Below are 26497 nucleotides of genomic sequence, written 5' to 3'. Positions count from 1 at the left end.
TTAAAGTGCTCTGACAGCAATTACTTCAGAACGACTCCACAACGGTCTAAACCTTTATGACTTAGTCATCTCGGTCCATGTCTTTTATTTCACCTCAACCTATTTTTAGGTTGAGACTTTCAACTCACCCCTAAGGGCAAGTTGAAGCGATAGGAAATAAACAATGATCTTTCAGTTTATAAATGCCCTTCGGCTTTCAGTTCTTGAATGGTGTTTTGAATTGCATGACGTAAAGTCTTCACGGCAAAATCAACTTGCTCATGGGTCAAGATCAGTGGTGGAGACAACACATTCATGTGACCAACCGGACGCACGATCAGTCCTAATTTTTGACAATGATTGGCAATACGTTTTCCAACACCCACTGAGCGATCAAATAGCTCTTTGGTTTGTTTATTACGTAAGTTTTCAATACACATCATGAATTTTTTGCCGCGCACTTCACCGACAATTTCAAGATCAGCCAAGGTTTTTAACTGTTCTTCGAAATAAGCGCCCATGTCTTGTACATGCTCACAAATATTTTCTTTTTCAATGATTTCAATATTTTTCAGTGCAGCAACACAGCTCACAGGATGACCTGAATAAGTGAAGCCATGAGTCAACAAACCACCTTCATGATGTGGCTTACTGATCGCATCATAAATCTCATCAGAGATAATAGTCGCGCCTAAAGGTAAGTAACCTGAAGAAAGACCTTTGGCACAGGTAATGATGTCTGGAACGATGCCAAATACCGCCTCTGAAGCAAACATATGCCCCAAACGACCAAATGCAGTCACCACTTCATCAGACACATACAACACGTTGTACTTCTTACACACGGCTAAGGTCTTGGCATGGTAACCTTCAGGTGGAACAATCACACCGCCTGCACCCATAATCGGCTCAGCAAAGAATGCTGCAACGTTATCTGGGCCTAACTCCAAAATCGTATCTTCCAGTTCCTGCACTTTTTCATTACAGAAATCTTCCATCGATTGAGATTCAGGCTTACGATACGGGTTCGGGCATGACACATGATGAACCAGTTGATTGTGGATTTCGAACCCCACATGATCCGCTTCAATCCCAGTCAACGTCATACTGATATAAGTACTGCCGTGATACGCATCTTTACGTGCAATCAGCTTTTTCTTAGATGGCTTGCCAATTTGATAAAAATAATGATGAATCAAACGCACAGCGGTATCATTGGCCACTGAACCACCACAGCCATAAAACACATGGTTTAAGTTACCCGGTGCTAACTCTGCCAGTTTGGCCGCCAACTTCGCTGCTGGCGCAGTGGTTTGATGTCCAAATGGAGAGTAATAAGGCAATTGCATAATTTGCTCAGCAACCGCATCTGCAATTTCTTTACGTCCATAGCCGACATTGACACACCATAAGCCACCGATACCATCTAGGTATTTATTGCCATGTGCATCATAAACATAGACATTTTCACCTTTCGACATAATTAAAGAACCTTCGTCTTTAAATGTCGAAAAATCGGTCCATGGGTGAATTACATGGTCTTTATCTTTTTGCCAGATATCTTGAATATCAATTTCTACTGGTAATTTAGAGTTCATCGTTGTCCGTCCTCAATATTCGCAGTACTTCTGTTAGAAGCCTGCATTTCCTACATTTTGCTCTTGGCTAAAATCGTTAAATAGTTGCTGCATGCGCTGATGAATTTTGCGCAGCATGTTGCTTGTCATAATTTAGAATGGCATTCAGCAATACATCGGCACCTTGTGCAGCGTCATTCGCATAAATGTCTTCTGCTTCGTTATGGCTCAGCCCATTAATACATGGAATAAAAATCATGGTGGTTGGGCAGTGTTTGGCAATATTAATTGCATCATGGCCTGCACCACTGACGATGGTCTGATTGCTATATCCCAAGTTGTCCACCGCATCTTGTACGGTTGCAACACAAGTGCGATCAAAATAAGTCGCTGGGCTTAACCAATGTTGTGAAATAGTGATCTCTAAATCTCGTTGTGCTGCGAGTGAATGCAATAGTTTGTGCGTTGCTTGTTCCATCGCTTTGAGCTGAGCATCATCAGGATTGCGTAAGTCAATGGTCCACTGAATCTGACCAGGAATGGTATTACGTGATGAATTCGCCACTTGCATTTCACCAAAAGTCACCAGACCTTCAGGGAATTGCTCCAAAATACATTGCTCTAAAGCCACAATCATTTCAGCCGTACCGACCATGGTGTCTTTCCGCAGATTCATTGGCGTGGTGCCTGCGTGTGCTGCTCGACCTTTGGTTTCAACATCTAACCAGAGAATCGCTTGTCCACCGGTCACCACACCAATCGAAATCTCATTTTTTTCCAGTACTGGGCCTTGCTCGATATGGGCTTCGTAATAGGCTTGGAATGGGCGAGCCAGTGGGTAATTACCAAGTTGACCTGTACGCACCAATTCAGCAAAAACTGAAACACCTTGCTTATCTGTGCTGTCATAAATGTGTTGTTTAGGAATGACTCCTGCAAAAGCCGCAGAACCCATCATCGCTGGGGTAAAGCGTGCGCCCTCTTCATTCATCCAAACCACAAGTTCAAGTGGATGAGTGGTGCTGATTTTCTCTTCGGCTAAACGTTGTAAAACTTCCATACCCGCCAGCACACCATAAATTCCATCAAAACGGCCACCCTTAGGTTGAGTATCTAAATGACTTCCCATCACAATCGGCAAGGCAGTATCATTTAGGCCAGAACGACGTAAGATTAAATTTCCGACTTCATCGTAATGTACAGAAAGATCAATTTTGTCCGCCCACTCCAACAATAAAGCTCGACCCGCAATATCCTCATCGCTGAGTGCTAAGCGAGTATTGCCACCCTGATCCGTCGCACCAATTTTTGCCATTTCCATGAGCATTTGCCATAATCGCTCTGCATTCACTCTCATTGTCTTGCACATCCCTTTTTAAATATCTTTAGAGTCGCCTTAGCATCCACTTTGATAAATAATTCAAAAAAAGACGAGTACCAATTTCACCACTCTTTTAGGAACCAATTTCAAAGACCACCTACAAACCATAAAAAATCATTAATTTTCAATAAAATAAATAATAATAAAATGAAGGAAATTATGTTTTTCAAAGTGTTTAAATGCTTATTATTAAGCCACTTCAAATCGTGCAAAACGAGGATTGGTTTATACAATTATTGTTCTGTTTTATAGGTAAAACATGTTGGTCTTATTGGGCGAAAATATGATCAGCTTTTTTAAACAATTAAAACCGTATCAAATGTTTAATTACACAATAAAACAATTCTTTTAAAAGCCTATTTTTTATAAAAACATCAAAAACTTGAATAAAATTATGATAAACAATCTAAATATCGAAGATTAGAATCAGATAAAATCATATGCTAGTTTCAAATTTCAAAATAATTATAGTGAGATAACAATGAGATTTAAGTACAAGGAATTGAGATTTAATAAACGATTAAGCAGCCTCTTGATTATCTTTATGTCCACCCATACACTTGCAGCAGATAATATTGCAAAACCAGTAATGAATGTCGCAGAGACCTTAGCGTTTGATGCAAAACATTATGCAGCCTCTTATGGCGTCACCTTAGATGAGGCGATGCGAAGATTATTAATTATGCATGATACAAATAATCAAGTCGCCAGTTTAAATGATCAATATAAAAATGTTCTTTCAGGCATCTATTTTGATAATGGTTCAGACTTTGGTTTAAAAATAAATGTTGTAGGTAACAACCATCCTCAACAGATTTTTAAATTAGAAAAAAGCCTGATAGCAGCATCAAACTTTTAAAAAATGAAAATGTTCAAGAGCGTATCCAAGTTAGGAAACTCGCCAATTTAACTGAAACTGAAGTTGAGTCGGCATATAGAGCCATTGAACGTGGTGTAAGTGCACCGATTAGCTTGATTCAAGGAGCTACAAATACCAAGCAACAACGCGTCAATCAACTTAAACAATCATTTTCAGCCATTAAACAAGCCTATCCAACCGTCGAAATGATTGTGGATGATGAGCAAAATGCAAAAGCCTTAATCTATGTAAAATCCTTAAAACAAATCGATCAACTGGCCCTAGAAAAATTACTTAATATGCAAGTGGAATTATCTGAAATTCCAACAGGGATTCAACCGACTAAAACCCGTGGTGGTTCTTGGTTAGTCAATAATTCTGGCAGCAATCATTGTATGACAGGCTTTACAGCAAAAAGAAACTCAACAGGTGAACTCGGTGTAATTACAGCTGGTCACTGTATTAATTCATCAACTCCTTTAAATTATAAAGACAAAGATGGAACTCAATATGCAATTTCACCAGTTACAGGTATGTATCGTAATGATACAGCAATGGATCTTGCCTTTATGAAAGCAGGTTCAACCACAGCCCAACAGGCTGTACCAGAATTTTACGCCGATACAACATCCCCTGCCCGTGCTTTAACAGGCAAACGCAATAGAACCAGTACAGTAGTAAAAAGTGGAACAGTAAAGGGATCTTATGTTTGTCACCTTGGACAAACTTCACCAACAAATACAGCATTGATACAAAGCTGTGGTGAGGTAATATCAATTACAGGAGCAAATCATAACGGTGGTAACACCTATATAGTCGTTAGCAATACTCAAAGTGGAGCAGGCACTAACCATACCTCAGGCTTAGGTACTTTGCGTTGCGTACGTGGAGATAGTGGTGGTCGATGGTTTGCATTAAATACAGCTTTTGGTATTCAGTCCTCATGCTCATGGAAAGATAGCGGTGAAACCATCACAAATACCGTTGTTTATACCAGTGTGGATTATCTGAACGATCTAGGAGCACAACTTGTCTATCAATAAAACACTGTTCATACTTGCCACTGTCGGGCTACTTGTCGCATGTCAACGGCAACTACCCTCTGAGCAGGAAAAAAATGAATCCTTAAATGCTGTAAAAATACCGAGTTATTCATCCAATGGACTCTCTGCCTCTGCACGGTTAAAAGGACCTTTACAACTCAAAGGTAACTGTCTCTATGTGAATGATACGCTCATTATATTTCCCGATCAGTCTGCACAGTGGGATGATCAAAATCACACTTTAACTTATAAAGGTAAAAAAATTACCTTAGGTGAAGAGTTAGATATTGCTGGTGGCTTTGGCCAACTTGGAGCAGAGACCCGACCAGTTAAAAACTTGAGCTCTTTATGTGATCAACAATCTCTTTGGTTTGCTGGTTAATATGATCCAGAACTAGAAATTTAAACTATCTTACTAAGTTAGATTCTACTTCCTTGTTCCAAATTCAAAAAAGCCCTCATCGAAATGATGGGGGCTTTTTCTTTGCCATAAGTTCATTATATAAAATAAACATGCAATATTTTGCTTTCAACAAGCTCAATCAATTGCAGACTGTGCATGTCTTAACCATTTTTATAAAATGGCTAGCTTGGAATCAATGATAAGACTGATTGCAATAATTAGAATATTCTGGTCAAGCTAAACACCACAGTTGAATCGGCATTTTTCAAGGCCTTATTCACATTGGCATCGGCATAATACAGATCAAAAATAAAATCTTGATAATTAAAATCGACACCTACTTTATAATCATAAAAATGTTTCTTTTCATCAGTCGCCCACAGCAGCTCGTAGGCTTCATTGCTTGCAAATCGGTTATAGGCGGCTTGTGCATAAGCATTCCATTGATCAGCAACAGGATAACGGTAACCGACTTCATAACGCAGCATCTTGCCTGTTTCAAGGGTATAGTCTGGCGAATAATAAAATGAAAGATTCAGTTCATCTTGTTGATTTAACAGCCCTGATGTAAATAGCCCAATTGAATATTCTTCAAAATCGACCTGTGGCAAAGCTTTGTCTGCACCAGGATAATTGACATCTAAGTACTGTAAATTCAGCCTTAAGTGATCATTGAAGTGGTAATCATAGCCAAGGTAATAGTCGAATTCGATGCTGCTTCCGATATCAAGTTGTATATTCGAAGCAAAGAGTTGTGCGTATAAACCTGAATCATGATCTGCTCTTAACGTTCCCTGAACGGCAGGCTTACTCTGCGTCTGAGTTGTGCCACGCCAGTAGTATTCCGTTAAAAATGCCATTGAACCACTGACCGCAAATTGATCTTTAAATGCCTTCTGTTCTGCGGCTTGCACATTAATTGTTGAGAATATTGCCGATGTGAAAATCCCTAGCAGCACTGTATTTTTTATCATTCACTTATTCCATTAGTACATGATTATTTTTGAATTTTTATTGTCTTTAATTTTGAAATAAAACCGAGAACCAATTTAAATAAAAATATAGGAACCATTTACTTTTTAACCAAAATGCATTTAGCCATGATTTAAAATCAAATCACTAAAAATAAAAAAGCCCGCAGGCTTTTTTATTTCACTCAATTTATTATTTACTGTTCAGCTTGCCGTCATAAACTTTTTCTCCCGCAAACCAAGTTTGAGCCACTTTCCAGTCTTTAATGTCTTTATTTAATGGCGTTTGCAAAGCCCCTTGTAAAACCACAAAATCAGCCCATTTTCCTACACTAATACTGCCAATTTCATTGCCCCAGCCTGCGACATTGGCGGGTGCTTGGGTATAGGCATACAAGGCTTCATCTAAACTCAAGGCATTATCGCTATAACGCGTCTTGCCATTATATTCGCGGAACACGACATCACTTAACTGTAGCATTGGATTTTCAGGGGCCGTTGGCCAGTCGCTGCCCAACACCATCGACGCACCACTACTCAATAACGACTGCCACGCATAGCTATATGGCATGCGTGCTTCACCGAGACGTGACTCCTGATAATTACCAGCAATCGCATGGTCTGGCTGCATGGAAGCGACAACGCCTAATTCAGCAAAGCGAGGGATTGCCGTTTTAGTGGTGACTTCAATATGTTCAATCCGATTGATCAGTTGGCGATGTTTCGGACTGTTTTCAATCGCATTCAATGCCATATCCACACTTTTGTCACCGATGGCATGGATCGCCACAGGAAAGCCCACGTCGTTGGCATTTTTCACGATGTCATTCAATTTTGGCTGCGAAGTAATAGGCTCGATGTTGAAATGGTGTCGATCTGCATAAGGTTCATTCAGTGCAGCGGTATAGCTCATTAGCGTACCATCAACAAAATACTTCATATAACCAAAACGGAACTGCGGTCCTTTCCGCCACTGCTGCTCTTTTTGGATAAAACGTTGATTGAGTTGATCCCGTTGTTTGGCATAGCTTTGCAGTTGTGCCAGCGTTGCCTGATCTTCACCAGCCATTAATCCAAAACGAATCCGCATCGGCAACTGTTTCGGTGACTCAAGCAAAGCTGGATATACTGTAGCGAGTTCAGCCCACATATCATGCACGGAGGTGATTCCCAAGCTGTTAAAATGAGCAACGATTTTTTCAACCACTGGAAGTGCCGCTTTGCCTGAGAGTAATGCTTTTGTATATTGAGGGCTTGCTAATACCAGTTGATTGGCTGCCGTTTCTTTAAAAATTCCTGTCGGCTCGCCTGTTTGTGGGTCTTTGACAATTTCACCACCTTCTGGTGCTTTGGTATTTTTATCAATCCCCAGCAATTGCATCGCCTTGCTGTTGACCCAGACGGTATGGTAATCGATATCCTGTAACACCACAGGTCGATCAGGAACAATGGCATCCAACTCCTGACGTGTTGGCATGCGATTGTCTTTCATCGCGCTGACATCCCAACGTCCACCGACCAACCACGCATCTTTGGCCAGTTCTTTATCTCGTTTGGCAATCAATTTAAACCATTCTTGTCGATCCGTGATCCCAAACAGATCCACACCTTCCCACAGTTCCAAACCACCCAACAGATGGGTATGTGCATCGGTCAAACCTGGAAGGACTGTTTTACCCTGTGCATCAATCACCTGTGTTTTGGGACTTGCCAAATTTTGGATAAATGCATTATTGCCAACGGCCAAAAACTTACCGTCTTTTACGGCAAAGGCCTGTGCTGTAGGCTTTGCTGGGTTTGAAGTGCGAATATCTGCATTCACCACAATCACATCTGCTTGCGGCATTTGTGCATGCACACTGAAAGCAATCATCGAAGCACTCACACACAACAACAGTTTCTTTTTCATAAGTCCTTTATTCCATTATCCATGATCATTTTTGTATTTTTATTGTCCGTACTTTTGCAATAAAACCGAGAACCAATTTGGCTGAAAACATAGGTACCATTTCAATAAAAACGTATATCGAGATGCAATGGATCTTTCCCGAATTAGTTAAAATTTTCCAAGTAAAAAGCACCTCATCTCTGAAGTGCTTTATGGATAAAAAGGTCTGAAGAAAGGAGTACGCTCGTTCAGACCATCAACCATTTACATTAAGAAATATCGACACACATATATTTCAGTTCCAGATATTCCTCAATCCCAAATTGTGAACCTTCACGCCCTAAGCCAGACTGTTTAATTCCACCAAAAGGTGCGACTTCATTAGAAATCAATCCTGTATTCACCCCGACCATCCCATATTGCAGTGCTTCACCTACCCGCCATTGGCGTGCCATGTCTTGGGTAAAGATATAACTCGCCAAGCCAAATTCGGTGTCATTGGCCATCGCAACGGCTTCAGCTTCATCATTGAAACGGAACAACGGTGCTAATGGACCAAAAGTTTCTTCTTTGGCAACTTTCATCTGCTGAGTGACATCTCTTAAGATGGTCGGTTCAAAGAAGGTTTTCCCCAATGCATGCGGCTGACCACCGACCACAATTGAAGCACCTTGACTCACCGCATCAGCAATATGTGATTGCACTTTCTCAACTGCATCTTGGTCAATCAATGGGCCTTGGGTTACACCTTCTTCACGCCCGTCACCAACACGAAGTTGCTGTTCAACTGCTATTTTTAAGCGCTCACAAATCGTGTCATAAATCCCAGCTTGCACATAGATCCGATTGGCACAGACACAGGTTTGACCACTGTTACGGAACTTGCTGACCATAATCCCTTGCACGGCACGCTCAACATCTGCATCATCAAAAATAATCACAGGCGCATTGCCACCCAGCTCTAAAGAAAGCTTTTTGATGGTGGGCGCACATTGTTTCATCAGAATACGACCGACATCGGTTGAACCGGTAAAGCTGAGTTTACGCACCGTATCACTGGCACATAGGGTTTGCCCGACCGCAACCGCATCACCACTGATTAAAATAAATAGATCAGCGGGTAAGCCTGCCTGCTCTGCCAGTACCGCTAAAGCATAAGCGGTTAATGGGGTTTGTTCCGCAGGTTTAACCAACATCGAACACCCCACCGCCAAAGCTGGTGCAATTTTTCGGGTGATCATTGCTGCAGGGAAATTCCACGGCGTAATCGCTGCAGTAACCCCAATCGCTTGCTTAATTACAATCAAGCGCTGTTGTGATTGAACAGGCGTTAACACAGAACCATCGACACGACGCGCCTGCTCTGCAAACCAACGAATGAACGAGGCTGCATAAGCAATTTCTCCACGCGCTTCCGCGAGTGACTTACCTTGTTCTGCCGTGAGAATCTGGGCTAAGCCTTCACGCTGTTGCAAGATCAACTGATGCCATGCCAACAAAATATCAGCACGCGCCAAAGCAGTTTGCTGCTGCCATTGGGCTTGAGCGATGGCTGAACGTGCAATCGCTGCTTCAACCTCTGCTTGGTCAGAGGCTTTGACCCAAGCCAAAGCTTGTCCTGTCGCTGCATCGTCCACTACAAAATAATCTTCAGTTGGCGCTGCATCAAAACGAATATCTGGATGCTTTAATAGCGCCTGCAAGTTGATATCAATCATGCTTCAGCTCCTGCGAGCTTTTGCAGTGCAGGCTGTTGCGCTGCAATTGCATCCTGGATAATCACCAGCGCTTGATTGAACTGAACCACAGGAATCGTCAATGGATACAAGAAACGAATCACGTTGCCATGCTTACCACAGGTTAAAAGCAATAAACCCTGATCCATCGCATATTGCTGAATCGCTTTCGCCACTTCTGGTTTCGGTTGTCCCGTGACATGATCACCAAACTCAACCGCCACCATCGAACCCAATGCACGAATATCAATAATATCGTTTGAATATTTTTGTGCCGCTTTTAGCATGGTCACGAGTTCTTCACCCAAGCTATTGGCACGTTGACACAATTGCTCCTCTTCAATCACATCAATCACGGCATTGGCTGCAGCAATGGCAAGCGGGTTACCTGCATAAGTACCGCCTAAACCACCTGGATTCGGTGCATCCATTACTTCGGCACGACCAACCACACCTGAAAGTGGGAAACCACCGCCCAAGCTCTTCGCCATGGTAATTAAATCGGCTTTAACTGGATAATGTTGCATGGCAAACAATTGGCCAGTACGGGCAAAACCGGTTTGCACTTCATCCGCAATTAAAAGAATGCCGTGCTCATCACAAATCTTGCGCAGTTGTTGCATAAATTCAACTGGTGCAACGTTGAATCCGCCCTCACCTTGGACAGGCTCGAGCACAATAGCTGCCACATCATGCGCCGCAATATCTTCACTAAAAATTTCTTCTAAGCTAATCAGTGCATCTTCAACACTGATTCCTTTAGACGCAACTGGATAACGGGCATGGAATACACCTGCTGTCATGACACCAAAGTCACGTTTATAAGGAGCTGTTTTGCCTGTCATGGCCATAGTCATAAACGTACGGCCGTGGAAACCGCCACCAAAAGTGATAATGCCATGACGGCCTGTTGCTGCTCGTGCAATCTTCACTGCGTTTTCAACCGCTTCTGCGCCTGTGGTAAAGAATGCTGTTTTCGCAGGACCTTCAATCGGTGCACGGGCATTGATTCGCTCAGCCAAAGACACATAACTTTCATACGGTACAATTTGATACGCCGTATGGGTAAATTTATTCAGTTGTTCAGCCACCGCTGCGATGACTTTTGGATGGCGATGCCCCGTATTTAAAACGGCAATTCCACCAGCAAAATCAATATATTCGTTTCCTTCCGTATCCCACAAAGTCGCATTGCTCGCACGTTCAGCATACCATTGGCACATCACGCCAACACCACGTGGCGTTGCTTGCTGTTTACGAGCATTTATTGCAATATGCTTTGCATCCATTTTGTTACCTCTATACGACAAAACAATCATCTTTTTGGGCATTTAAATTGCTTCATGGCAATGTATTGCTGAAACAAGGCTAAAATGCGCTATGGGTACTTAATGTGTACCTTTTATAAGGAATAGACGAGAGCCACTTTTGGACTAAAGGAGAGAGCCAATTGCGTACCCTGTTAGGAGACTACCTGTTGCAGCATTTACAACAGGCCAGTGAAGGGACTTTACCCGCTCGGGTTTTTCATTGTTTAAGAGCTGCCATTTTGGAAGGCATTCTTGCGCCGAATACTCGTCTTCCTGCATCACGTGATTTGGCCAATGAGCTGCATGTTTCACGGAATACCGTACTCAATGCCTATGAACAATTACGTGCTGAAGGTTATATTCAAGCGCATACCGGTCGAGGTACTTGGGTATCCGAAACACTCCCTGAGAGCTATATTCAGGTCAGCACAACACTCACTTATGCTGCTGCAACCAAAGAAGAGACTACACAGACACTTTCTCATCGTGGCGCAAGTTTACTTCAACATGCAGCCGCATCCCCTTATCAGTGGGGTGCCTTTGTACCCGGTGCGCCTGATGTCACCGAATTTCCACATGCCGAATTTAATCGGATCAAATCACGCTTAAGTCGCCAGCCTGAAATTGCCAATTTGATCTACAGCAATGCAGGAGGATGCGCGGAATTACGCCATGCACTGGCCGATTATTTACGAATTGCGCGTTCCGTCAATTGTGAAACCGACCAGATTATTATTACAGAAGGCATCCATCAGGCAGTGGATCTGGTGTCACGGGCTTTATGTGATTTAAATGATCATGTCTGGATTGAAAATCCAGGCTATTGGGGTGCCAAGAATATTCTGCGTATCAATGGCCTCAATATTATTCCGATGCCTGTCGATGCCGAAGGCATTATTCCAGAAGAACATCCGTCTACCCCACCTCGCCTGATTTTCGTCACCCCCTCTCATCAATATCCTTTAGGTTCGCATCTCAGTTTATCTAGACGAAGAAAATTGCTGGATTTGGCTAAACAGCATGGTAGCTGGATTATTGAAGATGACTATGACAGTGAGTTCCGTTTTTCAGGTCAGCCTTATCCTTCCTTACAAGGTTTGGAAGAAAATCCACCCGTCATTTATATTGGAACCTTTAGTAAAACCATTTACCCCGCCTTGCGCATTGGCTATATGGTGGTTCCAAAACAATTGGTACAGCCCTTACGAACGATTTCGGCTGAACTGTATCGAGGCGGTCACTTACTTACTCAACGCGCCTTAGCCGAATTTATTCGTGAAGGACATTATGCAGCGCATATCCGCCGGATGCGCCTACTGTATAGTAAAAGACGTAAATTTCTGATTGAACTGATTCACCGTTATCTGGGCGATGTGTTTGTCCATGAATTTAATCATGATGCGGGGCTGCATCTGGTACTCAAATTACCTGATCACGCCAATGATGTTGAAATATCTGCACTCGCACTTTCGCGCGGGGTCAATGTTCGCCCATTGTCACAATATTATTCAGGGGTCGATACCCCAATTCAATCGGGCCTATTGCTTGGATTTGCCTGTGTTCAGGAACAGGATATGACTTTTGCTTTTAGTATTTTACGTCAATGTCTGATTGAAAATGGTCTTGAGCTTTTCCCCCAGAGCCGTTGATTAGAGCAGAATAACACTTGGTTTAGGGCGTACGTCTTTTCTTGACCCATCGCTAAACCAAGTGAAGCTTATTCATTGATATATTCCAAACTAAAAGCAAAGATCTAAACTGACTTTGACCCGATCTAAAACGATTAAAGTCCGATAGGTTTTGACATCTTGATTATCTGCAAAATGCTTTCTCACCAAAGCTTCAAAATGCGATAAATTATTTGAAATCATAATGATGATAAAAGATACCCCAACATTGACGAAATAGCATTGCTGAATTTCATCCACTGTTGCAAAGTATTGTTTAGCCCGATCCATCACCACAGAACGATCTTCAGCAAGACGCACTTCAATAATCGAAGTCACCTTTTCTCCAAATCGCTTTGGATTCAGTACTGCACAATTTTTTTCGATAATGGATTCCTGTTCCATTCGAACAATACGCCGTTGTATCGATGCTTGAGACAGCCCGATCTGCTCCGAAATCTGCCGATGTGAGCTTTTATTGTCCTGCTGTAACAATCTTAAAATTGCATAATCAAAATGATCAAGTGATAGCTCAGCCATGAATTAATTCCTCATATTTTTCCAATAATAGAGTGAATCACTCATTCAGCTCAATCAATTAGCACAATTTCATCATCGTTCTAGAATTAAAATCTCATGATTACTCTATGGGTCATCGATATGCATGCTTCTGCTCAAAAGAAACAAGAACTGGCCTTGGCTGCAGCATGTCTATCACTTGCATCAGTACAAATTGGGGCTGCGATTGCGAAAACCCTATTTCCCATCTTTGGCGCTGAAGGGGTTGCCCTGATTCGTTTAAGTTTTTCAGCGCTGTTGCTCTGGATGATCTTCAAACCTTGGCGCAGCTTTCCTCCCCAAATGGAATGGAAGAATCTGATCATTTATGGACTGATTCTGAGTCTCATGAATCTTTTGATCTATAAGGCCTTTTCCCATTTGTCGATTGGCATTGCCATTTCAATTGAAGTCTTGGGTCCACTCACCGTTGCCATTGTCATGTCAAAACAGAAACAGGATTTACTTTGGGGCGTCTTGTCATTTATCGGTCTGATGTTATTACCTTTGGGCAGTGTCAATCAGCATTTTAGTTATATCGGCATGCTTTATGCGCTTGCCGCAGCATTATGTTGGGGCTTATATATCATTTTCGGTACGAAAGTCGCAAAAGGCGGCAGCAATACAGTAGCGATTGGCATGTTGGTGGCAACTCTATTTGCACTACCCTTTGGTATTTCTGATCTGAATCAGCTATTTCATTCTTATTGGATTTTACTGCTCTGTGTTTTGGTATCGCTGCTTTCCAGTACCATTCCGTTCTTACTGGATATCTTTGCCATGAAAAAACTCGAACCGAAAGTGTTTGGAATTTTACTGAGTGCCTCTCCTGCGGTCAGTGCCCTTGCAGGTTGGTTGATCTTAAAAGAACACCTCAATCTATATCAAATCACGGGCATTGCCATCATCATGCTCTCGTGCGCGGGCTGCTCCTATTTTTCCTATAAAAGTAATAAGGCCTAAACTTCAAAGCATAGGCCTTATGATGATGTTTGATCAGTCTAGATGTAGTGCGACTGTTCGATTACTTTTCTTCTTTCGGGTCACGATCAGTCCACAGATCACGACAATGAAGGTGACACTTAAAGATAAAGTGGTTTCATAGCTATATTGAGGTGACAGGAACATATAGCCCAGCACGCTCATGATCACCACAATCACAAACCAAGTCAGCCACGGAAATAACCACATTTTAAAAGGCACAGCAGCCCCAACTTTATCTAATTGGGTGCGCAAACAGAGTTGTGATACTGCAATCACCAAGTAAACCACCAATGCAATCGAACCTGTAGTCGAGAGTAGAAATCCAAATACTTGTCCAGGAAACAAATAATTCACTGCACAACAAATTAATCCAATCAATGTCGATGCAAATACTGCGATGGTTGGCACACCTGCTGCATTAATTTTCGTGACCATTTTCGGTGCTTCTTGACGAGCACCCAAAGCAAATAGCATCCGTGAAGAGGTATAAACAGCCGCATTCATACAACTCGCCACTGCAATAAATACCACAGTGTCCATAATTAACTTGGTTTGAGGAATATTCAGACTGACCAAGACATACTGAAATGTCCCTAATTTTTGTAAATCGGGTGAACGCCAATCCACCAAGGCAACCGCCAGAAAAATTGAAACTACGAAAAATAGAATGATTCGATACAGGACCAAATTGGTCGCGCGTTTGATTTTCTCTTCAGGATTTTTAGACTCTGCCGCAGCAATCGAAAGAATTTCAATACCAAAGAAGGAAAATGCAGAGATTAAAATCGCAGATAGAACACCGCCCATGCCATAAGGCATAAAGCCGCCATTGGAAAAGAGATGACCCACACCACTGACATCTTTGGCTAAAGGCCACAGTCCAAACACGGCGGATGCACCAATCACAATAAACACCAAGATCGCAATCACTTTAATCAGCGCAAACCAAAACTCAAACTCGCCAAAACTTTTGGTGCTAAAGAAGTTGGCCAAACTGAGTAAGATAATAAATGCGAAAGCGTAAATGGCACTGGATACCTGTGGAAACCAAGCATGTAAAATTTCGGCACCTGCAATGGCTTCAATTGGAATCACCAACACCCAAAACCACCAATACAGCCAACCCACACTAAACCCTGCCCAAGGACCGATCGCTTTACGCGCATAAGTCGAAAATGAACCTGTGTCAGGCTGTGCAACGGCCATTTCACCGAGCATACGCATGACTAAAAAAACCAGAATACTGGTAATAATATAAGCCAATACCGCAGCGGGACCTGCTTTGGCAATTGCAGCAGATGAACCGACAAATAAACCTGCACCAATAACACCACCAATACTAATCATCGTGACATGGCGGTTAGAAAGTCCTTCACCTAATTTTGTTGTTTTATCACTATTCATATTTTATTCCTTAAAAATACTTATAAAACCGTTAATTACATGTTTCAATTCCTACAAAAATAAAAAGGGAAAACCAACGGTCTTCCCTCCAACAAAAATTAATTTAAAGTTGGCATAGCAAATTGTTTGGCTTCACGAATCTGTGCAGATGGCCAACGTTGCGTGATGGTTTTACGGCGGGTATAAAAACGCACACCATCTGGCCCATAGGCATACAGATCACCAAACAGTGAACGTTTCCAGCCACCAAAACTGTGATAAGCAACAGGAACTGGTAATGGCACATTCACCCCGACCATGCCCACTTGGATGTTATTGGTGAAATAGCGCGCGGCTTCACCATCGCGGGTGTAAATACAGGTGCCATTACCATATTCATGATCATTAATCAACTGCATGGCTTCTTGCATGGTTTCGACACGAATCACCTGTAATACAGGCCCAAAAATTTCTTGTTGATAGCTGGTCATCTCTGCTGAAATTTGATCAATCAAGGTCGGCCCGACAAAGAATCCATGTTCATAACCGACGGCTTTGGCGTCACGTCCATCCACCACAATTTTAGCACCTTGTTGCTCGGCACTTTGGATATAAGCTTGTACCTTCTGTTTATGTGCTTGCGAAATGAGCGGTCCGAAGTCATTACTGGCATCGGCATAATGTCCAAACTTCAATTGCTGCATCTCTTGTTTAAGCTTGGCAATCACCACATCGGCCACTTCATCACCAATGGCCACCGCAACGGACAAGGCCATACAACGTTCACCCGATGAACCAAAGGCGGCACCGAGTAAAGAGGTCACCACATTATCAATATCGGCATCGGGCATAATGATGGCATGGTTTTTTGCACCGCCTAAGGCCTGACAGCGTTTTCCTGTCGAGGTCGCTGTTCGATAAATATATTCCGCAATTGGGGTTGAACCGACGAAACTGATGGCTTGGATCTTAGGATGATGTAGTAAGGCATCGACGGCTTCTTTGTCGCCATTGACCACATTAAACACCCCATCGGGCAAACCCGCCTGTTTAAGTAATTCAGCCAAATAGAGTGCGGCTGAAGGCGCCTTCTCAGAGGGTTTTAAAATAAAGCAATTACCACACACAATCGCCATTGGGAACATCCACAACGGCACCATTGCAGGGAAATTAAAAGGGGTAATCCCTGCAACCACACCTAAAGGTTGAAACTCACTCCAAGAATCAATATCTGGGCCAACATTTTTAGAATACTCGCCTTTTAAAAACTCAGGTGCGCCACAGGCATATTCCACATTTTCAATGCCACGTTGTAATTCACCTTTGGCATCATGGCAAATCTTGCCATGCTCCTGCCCAATCAATTCACACAATGTTTCAGCATTCTCTTCAAGCAATTGTTTGAACTTAAACATCACCCGCGCACGTTTGATCACCGGCGTATCGCGCCATGCAGGGAATGCCTGCTCTGCAATCTGCACCACCTGATTCACCAACTGTGTATCCGCCAAGGCTACTTCTTTGCTAATCTCACCCGTTGCTGGATTATAAACCGCTTGTTTTCGGTTGGATTTGGTGACCAAACCACCTTGGATAAAATGCCCAATCAAATGAGTGGCTGGAGTTTGAGCTGAATCGGTATCGCTGAACGCATTGGCATTAAAATGTTCTAAATTATTCATTTGTATTCCTTGTCTCTGTGTCTTATTTTCCATTTGCTTTTGGCAAGTCCCCACCCAAGCTTTATTTCACTTGATAAAGGGTTTCACCCACAGCATTGATCAACCGTGATAATTGCGCTTCGGTGCTATTGAACATTGGACCAAACTGAATAGTGTCTCCGCCAAAACGCACATAGAAACCGGCTTTCCACAACTTCATCCCCATTTCAAAACCACGAATGGTGGCATCGCCATCTCGCGGCGCCAGTTGCAATGCACCAATCAAACCGCAGTTGCGAATATCAATCACATTCGGCGCACCTTTTAATTCATGTATCAGTTTTTCAAGACTTGGGGCTAAGGCCGCAGATTGAGTGATCAGGTTCTGTTGTTCCAGTACATCTAATGTGGCTAAAGCAGCGGCACAGGCAACGGGATGCCCTGAATAGGTATAACCGTGAGTAAACTCAACCGCATGTTCAGGCAAGTCTTGTTGCATAAAGGCATCATAGATTTCGTGGCTTGCGACAACGCCCCCTAATGGAATGGCACCATTTGTAATTTGTTTGGCAAATGTGAGTAAATCAGGCGTCACACCAAAATATTCAGCCGCTGTCCATGTGCCCATTCGGCCAAAGCCCGTAATCACCTCATCAAAGATCAGCAGGATATTGTGTTGATCACAGATTTCTCTGAGACGTTTTAAATAACCTGTCGGTGGCACAATACAACCTGCTGAACCCGAAACAGGTTCAACGATCACGGCGGCAATATTGGATGCATCATGTAGCTCAATCAGTTTGAGCATTTCATCAGCCAGCTCAACTCCACCCGTTTCGGCACAGCCTTTGCTAAAGCTTAGATGCGGTTGTAAGGTATGCGGTAAATGATCGACATCCATCAATTGACCAAACATTTTACGATTGCCACCAATCCCACCTAGGCTGGTGCCAGCCACGTTGACACCATGGTAGCCACGCGCCCGTCCAATCAGCTTGGTTTTGCTTGGTTGGCCTTTAATCCGCCAATACGCCCGCGCCATTTTGATCGCAGTATCTGCTGACTCAGAACCCGAATCGGTAAAGAAAACATGCTGGAGTTTTTCAGGCATGTGCTGCACAACTTTTTCAGCCAATTGAAATGATAATGGATGTCCGAATTGGAAGGCAGGTGAATAATCCAGTTTTGCCAATTGGCGCGTTACCGCTTGCTGGATTTCAGGTAGGCTATGCCCTGCACCGCAGGTCCACAAACCTGACAGAGAGTCATAAATCTCACGTCCTGTACTGTCAATTAAAGATGAACCTTTGGCCGCCACGATGATGCGTGGATCTTGATGAAAGTTACGATTGGCGGTAAACGGCATCCAATGTGCTTGGTAATTTAAGCGCATTGGGACCTCTGACGGACTTGCTTCCAATGCATCATCACGGTCATTTGTGGTGTCGATATCAAACATAATCACTCTTCTTGTTTTGGGGTTATTGTTGGAGTGTACAGCGCGATATAGTTTTGATAAATTCAAATTATCTTGAGTTTAGATATAAAAAAGCAAAACTAAATGAAACCGAAAAAATTAAATCAAGTGACTGATTTTGATATAAAACTTCTTAAAATTTTTAAAACGGTGTGTGACTGCCACAGCTTTAGCTCTGCTGAAAGTATGCTTGGCATCAGTCGTTCAGCAATTAGTCTGCACATGAGTGATCTAGAAAATCGGCTCGGAATTCGGTTATGCCAACGAGGTCGAGCAGGCTTCGCCCTGACCGATGAAGGCCGAGAAATTCTAGAATATATTGAAGTATTGAATGCTTCGATTGAAGACTTTCGTGCCAAGATCAATCAAATGCACAATCAACTCAAAGGTGAGTTTAATATTGGGATTATTAATAACTTGGTCACCATGCCCAGTGCCTATATCACCAATACGCTTGCTGTGCTGGCCGAAGAAAATACCGAAGTGGTGATTAATATCAGTATGAGCACCTTGTCGGATATTGAATGTCGTGTCTTAGACAATCGCTTACATGCAGGTGCCATTCCCCTCGTCACCCCATTGTCTGGCTTAGATTATTTTGATTTATATAGCGAAAAGTCTTTGCTCTACTGCGGTAAAAATCACCCGCTGTTTCAACATTTAGGTGATATTCACACTGCGGATTTAAAAAACTGGCAAGCAGTATTACCCAATTATGCAACAACAGCAGAAGCGGCGAAATTGCACCAACTGCTTGATTGTTCGGCCACTGCCAGTGACCGTGAAGGCATCGCCTTTCTGATCTTAACAGGTAAATTTCTGGGTTTTTTACCCGATCATTATGCAAAAAAATGGGTAGAAGATGGTTTTATGCAGCCTATTTTGCAGGACGTAATGCATTACAGTACCCCGATCTGCCTGATCACCCATAAAGGCAAAAACTACAATATGATTTTGAAAACCTTTATGGAGATCCTAAAAACCCGAATCATGCCGTTGACTTAACTCAGACTAGAATACAAAAGTCGATGCGTTGGGCTCATCGACTTTGTTTTATCAAAAATGATGCACTGCTATGCTTCACCAGTTTCAGCAATATTTGTCGCAGGATTGACCGTACTTTTACTCCCACTATCTGACTCATGCCGTTTCAGCACCAACACCGCAAAAATCGCAATAATCGCGGGGATGGCAATCATCACAAAGTTCAGCTTATGTGGTAGACCTAAGGTCAGCAGCATCCCTGTTAGAATCGGCCCGACAATGGCACCGATTCGACCAACCGCAGATGCACAGCCAATTCCTGTCGAGCGTACACTCAATGGATAATATTGTGCTACATAACTATACAGCAGGATTGAAGTCCCAATGGTTGCAGCTCCTGCAATCGTCACCAAACCATATAAAATATAGGCTGGCGAGTTATAGCCCAAACCAACCAGTGCAAATACCCCTGCTACAAACATAGTTAAAATTACGGGTTTTAAATGGAATTTATCCGAGAGGATTCCACCCAAAATTGCTCCAAGCATGGCGCCAACATTCAACGCCAGCAGGAATAGGATACTTTTACCCAATGAATAGCCTGCTGCCAGCATCAGTTTTGGTAACCAGCTACTCAATGCATAAACCATCAGCAAACACATAAAGAATAACAGCCAGAACATCAGCGTACTTAAAGCACGACCATGTTGAAATAAAGCTTTGGCAGAACTGCCTGAACCTAAATTATCGTCATTCAAACATAAGCGTGTCTCAGGGCTTAGTGCCTGCTCTGGGGCAATTTTTTGGATAATGGCATGGGCTTGCTCGGTCTTGCCACTTTTTACTAAGAAGGTCAGTGACTCAGGTAAGAACTTCCATAAAATCGGTAATAACAACAATGGAATGCCTGCAATCAAGAACATGATTTGCCAACCTTGGCTTTCCACCAGATAGCTTCCTAATAACGCGGAAATAATCCCGCCAATGGCATAGCCACTAAACATACTCCCCACCAAGGTACTGCGCATCCGCTTTGGGGCATATTCAGAGGTTAACGCCACCAGATTTGGCATCACACCACCAATCCCCAAACCTGCTAAAAAGCGTAACACCCCAAATTCAAACGGAGTCGATGCAAAAGCTCCCCAGAAAGTAAAACCACTGAAAAAGGTCACACAAATCAAGATCACATTTTTGCGACCAATTTTATCTGCCAAAGCCCCAAATAGCATGGCACCAAACATCATGCCACATAAGGCGGTGCTGGCTAGCATACCCGCCTGTACGGCTGTGAGTGACCACTCTTGCATCAATACAGGCAAAACCACGCCGTAAATAACCAGATCATAACCGTCAAAAATAATAATCAGTAAGCACCAAAGCAAAATGCTCCAGTGAAAAGGGGTAAATTTTGCTTGGTCAATAATTGCATTGACATTCAACGTCGATGTTGCCATTTAATCATCTCCTCTATGAGATAAATTCTTGTTTAAAACGACATACTGCACCCTAAAGAAAAAACTGATGATTCAAGCTCTTGATTAAAAATCGTAACTCGCCATCATATTGAAGCGGTTATCAATCCCTTTCCGCCCCTCAAAAGTTTCACGCTCGCCATAGACATACTCCACCCCTAAAGTAATTGGTTTATAGGGGTTGTACATGGCATTGATCCAGCCCTGCCAAAGTTCTTTGTTTTGAGTCAGGTTGGTTTTCTGGATTTGGGCAAAGGTGTTGTCATCCTTGGCTTTCATATAGCCGTATCCCAAGGTAGAACGAAGCTGTGAATTAAATTGATGAGTTAAACCTGCTGAAATAGTATCGAATTCATTGCTCTGAATATGATTTTTGTCATCAATCACATAGCTGTTATTGGTCCAAAGCAGGAAACGGCCATCACCTTTGACATGGTAATAATCGGCTTTTAAGAAGGTTTGTGGCGTTAACTGGTATTTGCCCCCGAGCCCCACACCCCATGCCCACTCCTCATCATTACTGGTTTTTTTCTCAGCCATAAAAGTTCGGCCAGACAACAAGGAACCATTCTCAAATTTATGATTCAATCGCCCCACCAAAGCAGGCAAACGCATTTCATTATCAGGGTCAGAAGTTGCCGTGTATTTTGGATCTTCAATCGCGACGGCAAAACTGGTATTGGCTGATAAGTTATCGCTATAGCGTACCAAAGGTGAGCGTTGTAATGCCCCACCGACATAGGTTCCTGCATCAATGGTTTCTGGATAATATTCAGGTGCAATAAAAGTGGACCAAGTCTGACCAATCAACCATTTATCAAAGGTTAAATAAGCATGACGAATACGGAATTGATCACGTGTGCTGCCACCAAAGAAATCCATTTCCAGCTTGCCACCGACATCACCAGCGGCTGTCGGTGTTTTAAAATTCAAACCTAAACGGGTGACGTTGACGGTCGAATGCAAACGATCTTTTTGTTGAGCTTCCTCGGCAGTATGTTCTAGTGGTACGCCACTGATATTGTTATACATGGTGGATGCACCTTTAGCCTGATAAGAAGCATCGGCACGGAGATAACCATATAAATTGACTTCAGCCCCACCTTTGCTGATATTCAGTTTTGGTACCTGTGTTTCAGTCGCCTGTGGCACAACTGCAACCGCGACTTGTGGGTTAGATGGTGTTGGAGTAGGTTGTTTTACATATTGTTGCAGCATGGCGCGCAACTCTTGAACTTCTTGTCTGAGCTGTGCAATTTCAGCACTTTCAGTTCCCGAATAAGCAGAGGACATAGCCGTTAAAACTGCCGTTGCCAATATGCTTTTTTGTACCGTTAAAATAAACTTTTTCATTAAAATCAATTTCCTTTTCGACTGATCTTAAATACCCTTTTAAGATCATTCTTTGTTTGTGTTTTATCCTTTGTCGTACAGATGTACCACACCACATTTTTTATTTTTAAAACTTCAAACCATTGATTTATTTAATTTTCACCTCCTATTTAAATAAATAGCCACTTTTTTAAAAGACAACAGAAACTTGCAGCGGCAATTGCAGCCACTGTCAAAAACATCGGTTAGAAGCTAAAAATTAAGTTGCTGTTCTAATGTTGAATTCCTTGTTGAGTGAAAACGACCTTTCCAGAAAGTTCCGAGGTCAAGATATCCTCCTGTTTTTTCTGGGCAATCAGTCCTTGATACGTTAAAACTTGGCTAAAGCAATGCACCTGTTCAAAACCTGTGTGCTGAAGCAGTTGCTGATAAGCGTCAAAAGAGAGTGTGAAAAAGTCTTGTGCTAAACGCTCCATCATGGCTTGGCTTTGCTCGGCACTCAGACCATTGTTCTGACACAGCAATGGCAACGCTTTAAATTGTTGAGGATTGTCACAAGCCATGAGGTCGTAAGTCATGAGCAATCCATCCGCTTTTAATCGTTTTGAAATCTCTGCAAAAAAATCTGATTTCAGCGCATGCGGCACAAAATGTGCAACCAAGATCGACAGTGCCGCATCAAATTTTAGCTGTGTAGGCAATGCTGCTGTTTCGCCATGAATAAATTGCACCCGCTCGGACTGACCCAATCCGTGAATCAGTGCTTGGGCTTTCTGCAACATAGTTAAGGAAGGATCAACTGCCGTAAATCTCCAAGTTGGATGCCTATTCAGTAAATATTCAAGCTCATAGCCTGTGCCACAACCGACAATTAAAATCTGTGCATCTGCACTTAAAGCGGACTGTAAAATTGCATCGACTTGTTGATGCATCAGCGCATAACCTGGAATCAGACGACGGATATGATCATCATAGCGTTCCACCACTTTCTGACTGTTAAAATCTTTTGCCATTTGATCCTCTACTTTTAAAAAGCTTTAAACGGTTAGCATCGCATCAACTGATAACTGCTTTATAGAAGGTTTGCTTGCTTCTATTTTTAAGCCTAGTTTTTGAAATAAAGCTTGGTCACGACTTTCACCGGCATTGGCAGTGGTTAACAGTTTTTCACCTGAAAAAATAGAATTAGCACCGGCCATAAATGCCAAGGCTTGATCGGAATCGGTTAATGCTTCGCGCCCAGCCGAAAGTCGAATGTAACTTTGTGGCATAAGCAATCGTGCTACAGCAACCGTCCGAATCCATTCAGTTACATCCAGTTTTTCTACTTGAGCCAATGGTGTCCCTTCTATCGGGACCAGCATATTAATCGGTACAGACTCTGGATGTAGCGGCAAAGTCGCTAACTCATGTAAAAGACCAATCCGATCGGCTCGGCTTTCACCTAAACCGACAATACCACCGCTACAGACTTTCAACCCTGCCTGACGAACATGGTCCAGTGTATCCAGTCGATCATCAAAGGTTCTGGTGCTGATAATATGGGAATAATATTCCCGCGAAGTATCCAGATTATGGTTGTAATAATCCAGACCAGCCTCTTTTAAACGCTCCGCCTGAGAAGCATTCAGCATGCCCAAGGTCATACAAGTTTCCAACCCTAAAGCTTTGACCTCGCGCACCATGTCCAATACATAAGGCATATCGCGCTCATGCGGATTGCGCCATGCGGCCCCCATACAAAAACGAGATGCGCCTGAAGCCTTGGATTTTTGTGCCTCTTGAATGACTTTCTCGACCGCAACACGTTTTTCTGCTTCCAGTTTTGAATCATAACGCGCTGATTGCGAACAATACTTGCAATCTTCGGGGCATTTGCCAGTCTTAATAGAGAGTAAAGTACTAACCTGAATCGTATTCGCAGCAAAATATTGTCGGTGTAACCGTTGCGCCTGAAACAGCAAATCTAAAAAAGGCTGCTCATACACAGCCTGTATTTCCGCACGTGACCAATCATTTCTAATCTTCATTTCTTGATCCTGACATCCTATGTTTAGATAGCAACCACGACATCAAAGCTCCTCCTCAATCTCAATGTACAAAGGAGGAATACGTTTTTAATCAAAAATTTCAGCAGTCAAATTCAGCTCTGCCCGCATGATTTCCTGCAATTTAAATTTCTGTGCTTTGCCTGATGCGGTCATCGGGAACTCAGCAAAAAATTTAACGTAACGTGGCACTTTATTATGTGAAATATGCTCTTTGCAGAAACTGCGTATACTATCTTCATTGCTTTGATGATGCTCGTGTAAAATGATGCAGGCACAGAGCTCCTCCCCATAACGCATATCGGGCAAACCAATCACTTGCACATCGCAGACATCGGGATGGGTATATAAAAAGTCTTCGATTTCTTTTGGAAATAGATTTTCCCCCCCGCGAATCACCACATCTTTAATTCGGCCTTTGATTTTGACAAAGCCTTCAGCGTCCATTTCAGCAATATCGCCCGTGTGCATCCAACCTGCTGCGTCGATGACTTCTTTGGTTTTTTCAGGCTCATCCCAATACCCCGCCATGACCGAATAACCACGGACACAAAGTTCACCGAGTGTCCCTAGCGGAACGATTTCACCCTCTAAATCAACAATTTTAACTTCCAAATGTGGATGAACATGCCCCACCGTGCTGACTCGTTTATCAATTGAATCATCAATATAACTTTGCACACTGACTGGAGAGGTTTCTGTCATGCCATAACAGATGGTAATTTCTGACATATGCATGCGATCAATCACACGCTGCATGATTTCTCTCGGACATGGACTGCCTGCCATGATACCGGTACGCAAACTGCTCAAATCAAATTCGGCAAATTGCTCATGTTCCAAAATGGCAATAAACATGGTCGGCACACCATAAGCCGCCGTACATTTTTCCTGCTCAATGGTTTTTAAGCTTTCCAACGGATTAAACACGGACGCAGGATAAACCATGGTAGCACCATGGGTAATACAGGCCAGATTGCCCATTACCATGCCAAAACAATGGAATAAAGGCACTGAGATACAGACGCGATCTTGGGGCGTTAAGCCAATCCCTTCACCGACAAAATAACCATTATTCAAAATATTATGGTGGGTCAACATGGTTCCTTTCGGATTCCCTGTTGTGCCTGAGGTAAATTGGATATTGATGGTTTCATCAAACTGCAACTGTTTGGCTAAGCGCTGTAACTCATCGAGCTGAGATTGATTCGGCGTTTCAAGCAAATCACGAAAACGATGGATGCCGGTATACTGCTGCTCATCAATTTTGATCACATATTTTAAATGTGGTAAACGAGCTGAATGAAGCACTTTATCGGAGCTAGATGTCAGCTCAGGTGCAATCTTAGTGAGTAATTCTTGATAATCTGTAGTCTTGAACTGTGAGGCAATAATCAAGCCTTTGCAGGAGACTTTATTGAGTACATATTCCAGTTCATGACTTTTATAGGCGGTATTCAGATTCACCAAAATAATGCCAGCTTTAAACGCGGCAAATTGGGTCACGGTCCATTCCACACAATTCGGCGACCAGATCGCCAAGCGATCCCCTTTTTTCAAACCCAGCTTGAGCAGACTACAGGCAAATGCATTCACTTCATGCTGTAGTTCTTTGTAGCTTAAGCGTCGGTTCTGATGTGAACTGACAATCGCCTCTTGCTCAGCATATTGCTGGCAGACTTGATCAAATTTATCTCCAATCGTCATCCCCAACAGGGGCTGCGAGCTGGTTCCAGAGGCATAGCTTAACCGTACATGTTGCATTGAATCATTCTCCTTGA

The 26497-nt window shown here is 42.8% G+C and carries 21 protein-coding genes; 6 read left to right on the top strand and 15 right to left on the bottom strand.

Features of this window, described 5'->3' with window-relative positions:
• Nucleotides 1-176 precede the first annotated feature (176 nt).
• Nucleotides 177-1577, bottom strand: coding sequence for an aminotransferase (locus tag V6E90_RS11535; protein ID WP_332605398.1), 1401 nt, complete (start codon nt 1575-1577; stop codon nt 177-179).
• Nucleotides 1578-1653: 76 nt separating this feature from the next.
• Complete coding sequence (locus V6E90_RS11530) at nt 1654-2913, bottom strand: Zn-dependent hydrolase (RefSeq protein ID WP_332605397.1); 1260 nt, start codon at nt 2911-2913, stop codon at nt 1654-1656.
• A 505-nt stretch (nt 2914-3418) separates the two neighbouring features.
• Here V6E90_RS11530 and V6E90_RS11525 point away from each other — a divergent pair.
• From V6E90_RS11525 to V6E90_RS11515, 3 genes are all read left to right on the top strand, one after another.
• Nucleotides 3419-3796, top strand: a complete 378-nt coding sequence (locus tag V6E90_RS11525; RefSeq protein ID WP_016660363.1) for a hypothetical protein — start codon at nt 3419-3421, stop codon at nt 3794-3796.
• 113 nt (nt 3797-3909) lie between these two features.
• On the top strand, nt 3910-4839 hold the full coding sequence (locus V6E90_RS11520) for a hypothetical protein (protein WP_332605396.1): 930 nt from the start codon (nt 3910-3912) through the stop codon (nt 4837-4839).
• Nucleotides 4826-5221: a hypothetical protein gene (locus tag V6E90_RS11515; RefSeq protein WP_016660364.1), complete on the top strand. Its 396-nt coding sequence runs from the start codon at nt 4826-4828 to the stop codon at nt 5219-5221. Before V6E90_RS11520 ends, V6E90_RS11515 begins: the two co-directional genes overlap by 14 nt.
• A 239-nt stretch (nt 5222-5460) precedes the next feature.
• Here V6E90_RS11515 and V6E90_RS11510 read toward each other — a convergent pair whose 3' ends face one another.
• The 4 genes from V6E90_RS11510 to V6E90_RS11495 all read right to left on the bottom strand — a co-directional run bounded on the left by V6E90_RS11510 (nt 5461) and on the right by V6E90_RS11495 (nt 11126).
• Nucleotides 5461-6216: a TorF family putative porin gene (locus tag V6E90_RS11510; RefSeq protein ID WP_065342870.1), complete on the bottom strand. Its 756-nt coding sequence runs from the start codon at nt 6214-6216 to the stop codon at nt 5461-5463.
• Nucleotides 6217-6406: 190 nt separating this feature from the next.
• Nucleotides 6407-8122 carry an amidohydrolase gene (locus tag V6E90_RS11505; protein WP_332605395.1) on the bottom strand — a complete coding sequence of 572 codons (1716 nt, stop codon included), beginning with the start codon at nt 8120-8122 and terminating at the stop codon, nt 6407-6409.
• A gap of 248 nt (nt 8123-8370) precedes the next feature.
• A complete protein-coding gene (locus tag V6E90_RS11500; protein ID WP_332605394.1) occupies nt 8371-9819 on the bottom strand; it encodes an NAD-dependent succinate-semialdehyde dehydrogenase in 1449 nt (482 codons plus the stop codon).
• Entirely contained in the window at nt 9816-11126 is a 1311-nt protein-coding gene (locus V6E90_RS11495; protein WP_016541056.1) for a 4-aminobutyrate--2-oxoglutarate transaminase, read from the bottom strand. Before V6E90_RS11495 ends, V6E90_RS11500 begins: the two co-directional genes overlap by 4 nt.
• A gap of 161 nt (nt 11127-11287) precedes the next feature.
• On the opposite strand from V6E90_RS11495, the gene pdxR reads away from it, so the two are divergent.
• A complete protein-coding gene (pdxR, locus tag V6E90_RS11490; RefSeq protein ID WP_065342874.1) occupies nt 11288-12796 on the top strand; it encodes a MocR-like pyridoxine biosynthesis transcription factor PdxR in 1509 nt (502 codons plus the stop codon).
• 90 nt (nt 12797-12886) lie between these two features.
• Here pdxR and V6E90_RS11485 read toward each other — a convergent pair whose 3' ends face one another.
• Nucleotides 12887-13354 (bottom strand): Lrp/AsnC family transcriptional regulator, encoded by a 468-nt coding sequence (locus V6E90_RS11485; protein ID WP_332605393.1) that lies wholly within the window; start codon nt 13352-13354, stop codon nt 12887-12889.
• Between the two features lie 120 nt (nt 13355-13474).
• Between V6E90_RS11485 and V6E90_RS11480 the strand changes: the two genes are divergently transcribed.
• Nucleotides 13475-14335, top strand: a complete 861-nt coding sequence (locus V6E90_RS11480; protein WP_332605584.1) for an EamA family transporter — start codon at nt 13475-13477, stop codon at nt 14333-14335.
• Between the two features lie 33 nt (nt 14336-14368).
• Here V6E90_RS11480 and V6E90_RS11475 read toward each other — a convergent pair whose 3' ends face one another.
• The 3 genes from V6E90_RS11475 to V6E90_RS11465 form a co-directional block, all read right to left on the bottom strand.
• Complete coding sequence (locus tag V6E90_RS11475; protein ID WP_332605392.1) at nt 14369-15760, bottom strand: amino acid permease; 1392 nt, start codon at nt 15758-15760, stop codon at nt 14369-14371.
• Between the two features lie 98 nt (nt 15761-15858).
• On the bottom strand, nt 15859-17421 hold the full coding sequence (locus V6E90_RS11470) for a CoA-acylating methylmalonate-semialdehyde dehydrogenase (RefSeq protein ID WP_332605391.1): 1563 nt from the start codon (nt 17419-17421) through the stop codon (nt 15859-15861).
• A 61-nt stretch (nt 17422-17482) separates the two neighbouring features.
• On the bottom strand, nt 17483-18865 hold the full coding sequence (locus V6E90_RS11465) for an aspartate aminotransferase family protein (protein WP_332605390.1): 1383 nt from the start codon (nt 18863-18865) through the stop codon (nt 17483-17485).
• Between the two features lie 96 nt (nt 18866-18961).
• Here V6E90_RS11465 and V6E90_RS11460 point away from each other — a divergent pair, with 96 nt between their 5' ends.
• On the top strand, nt 18962-19882 hold the full coding sequence (locus tag V6E90_RS11460) for a LysR family transcriptional regulator (protein ID WP_332605389.1): 921 nt from the start codon (nt 18962-18964) through the stop codon (nt 19880-19882).
• Between the two features lie 68 nt (nt 19883-19950).
• On the opposite strand, the gene V6E90_RS11455 is transcribed toward V6E90_RS11460, so the two are convergent.
• The 5 genes from V6E90_RS11455 to V6E90_RS11435 form a co-directional block, all read right to left on the bottom strand.
• Nucleotides 19951-21318 carry an MFS transporter gene (locus tag V6E90_RS11455; RefSeq protein ID WP_332605388.1) on the bottom strand — a complete coding sequence of 456 codons (1368 nt, stop codon included), beginning with the start codon at nt 21316-21318 and terminating at the stop codon, nt 19951-19953.
• Between the two features lie 84 nt (nt 21319-21402).
• Nucleotides 21403-22689 carry a DcaP family trimeric outer membrane transporter gene (locus V6E90_RS11450; RefSeq protein WP_332605387.1) on the bottom strand — a complete coding sequence of 429 codons (1287 nt, stop codon included), beginning with the start codon at nt 22687-22689 and terminating at the stop codon, nt 21403-21405.
• A 251-nt stretch (nt 22690-22940) separates the two neighbouring features.
• Nucleotides 22941-23681: a class I SAM-dependent methyltransferase gene (locus V6E90_RS11445; protein ID WP_332605386.1), complete on the bottom strand. Its 741-nt coding sequence runs from the start codon at nt 23679-23681 to the stop codon at nt 22941-22943.
• A 24-nt stretch (nt 23682-23705) separates the two neighbouring features.
• Nucleotides 23706-24698 carry a biotin synthase BioB gene (gene bioB, locus V6E90_RS11440; protein ID WP_332605385.1) on the bottom strand — a complete coding sequence of 331 codons (993 nt, stop codon included), beginning with the start codon at nt 24696-24698 and terminating at the stop codon, nt 23706-23708.
• Between the two features lie 87 nt (nt 24699-24785).
• Entirely contained in the window at nt 24786-26480 is a 1695-nt protein-coding gene (locus V6E90_RS11435) for an AMP-binding protein (RefSeq protein ID WP_016541044.1), read from the bottom strand.
• Between the last annotated feature and the right edge of the window lie 17 nt (nt 26481-26497).

It is taken from the genome of Acinetobacter sp. ESBL14 (genome assembly GCF_036668815.1).
GTDB classification, from domain to species: domain Bacteria; phylum Pseudomonadota; class Gammaproteobacteria; order Pseudomonadales; family Moraxellaceae; genus Acinetobacter; species Acinetobacter gyllenbergii.
Note: the sequence above shows the minus strand (reverse complement) of the source record. Positions and strands in the feature narration are given on the sequence as shown.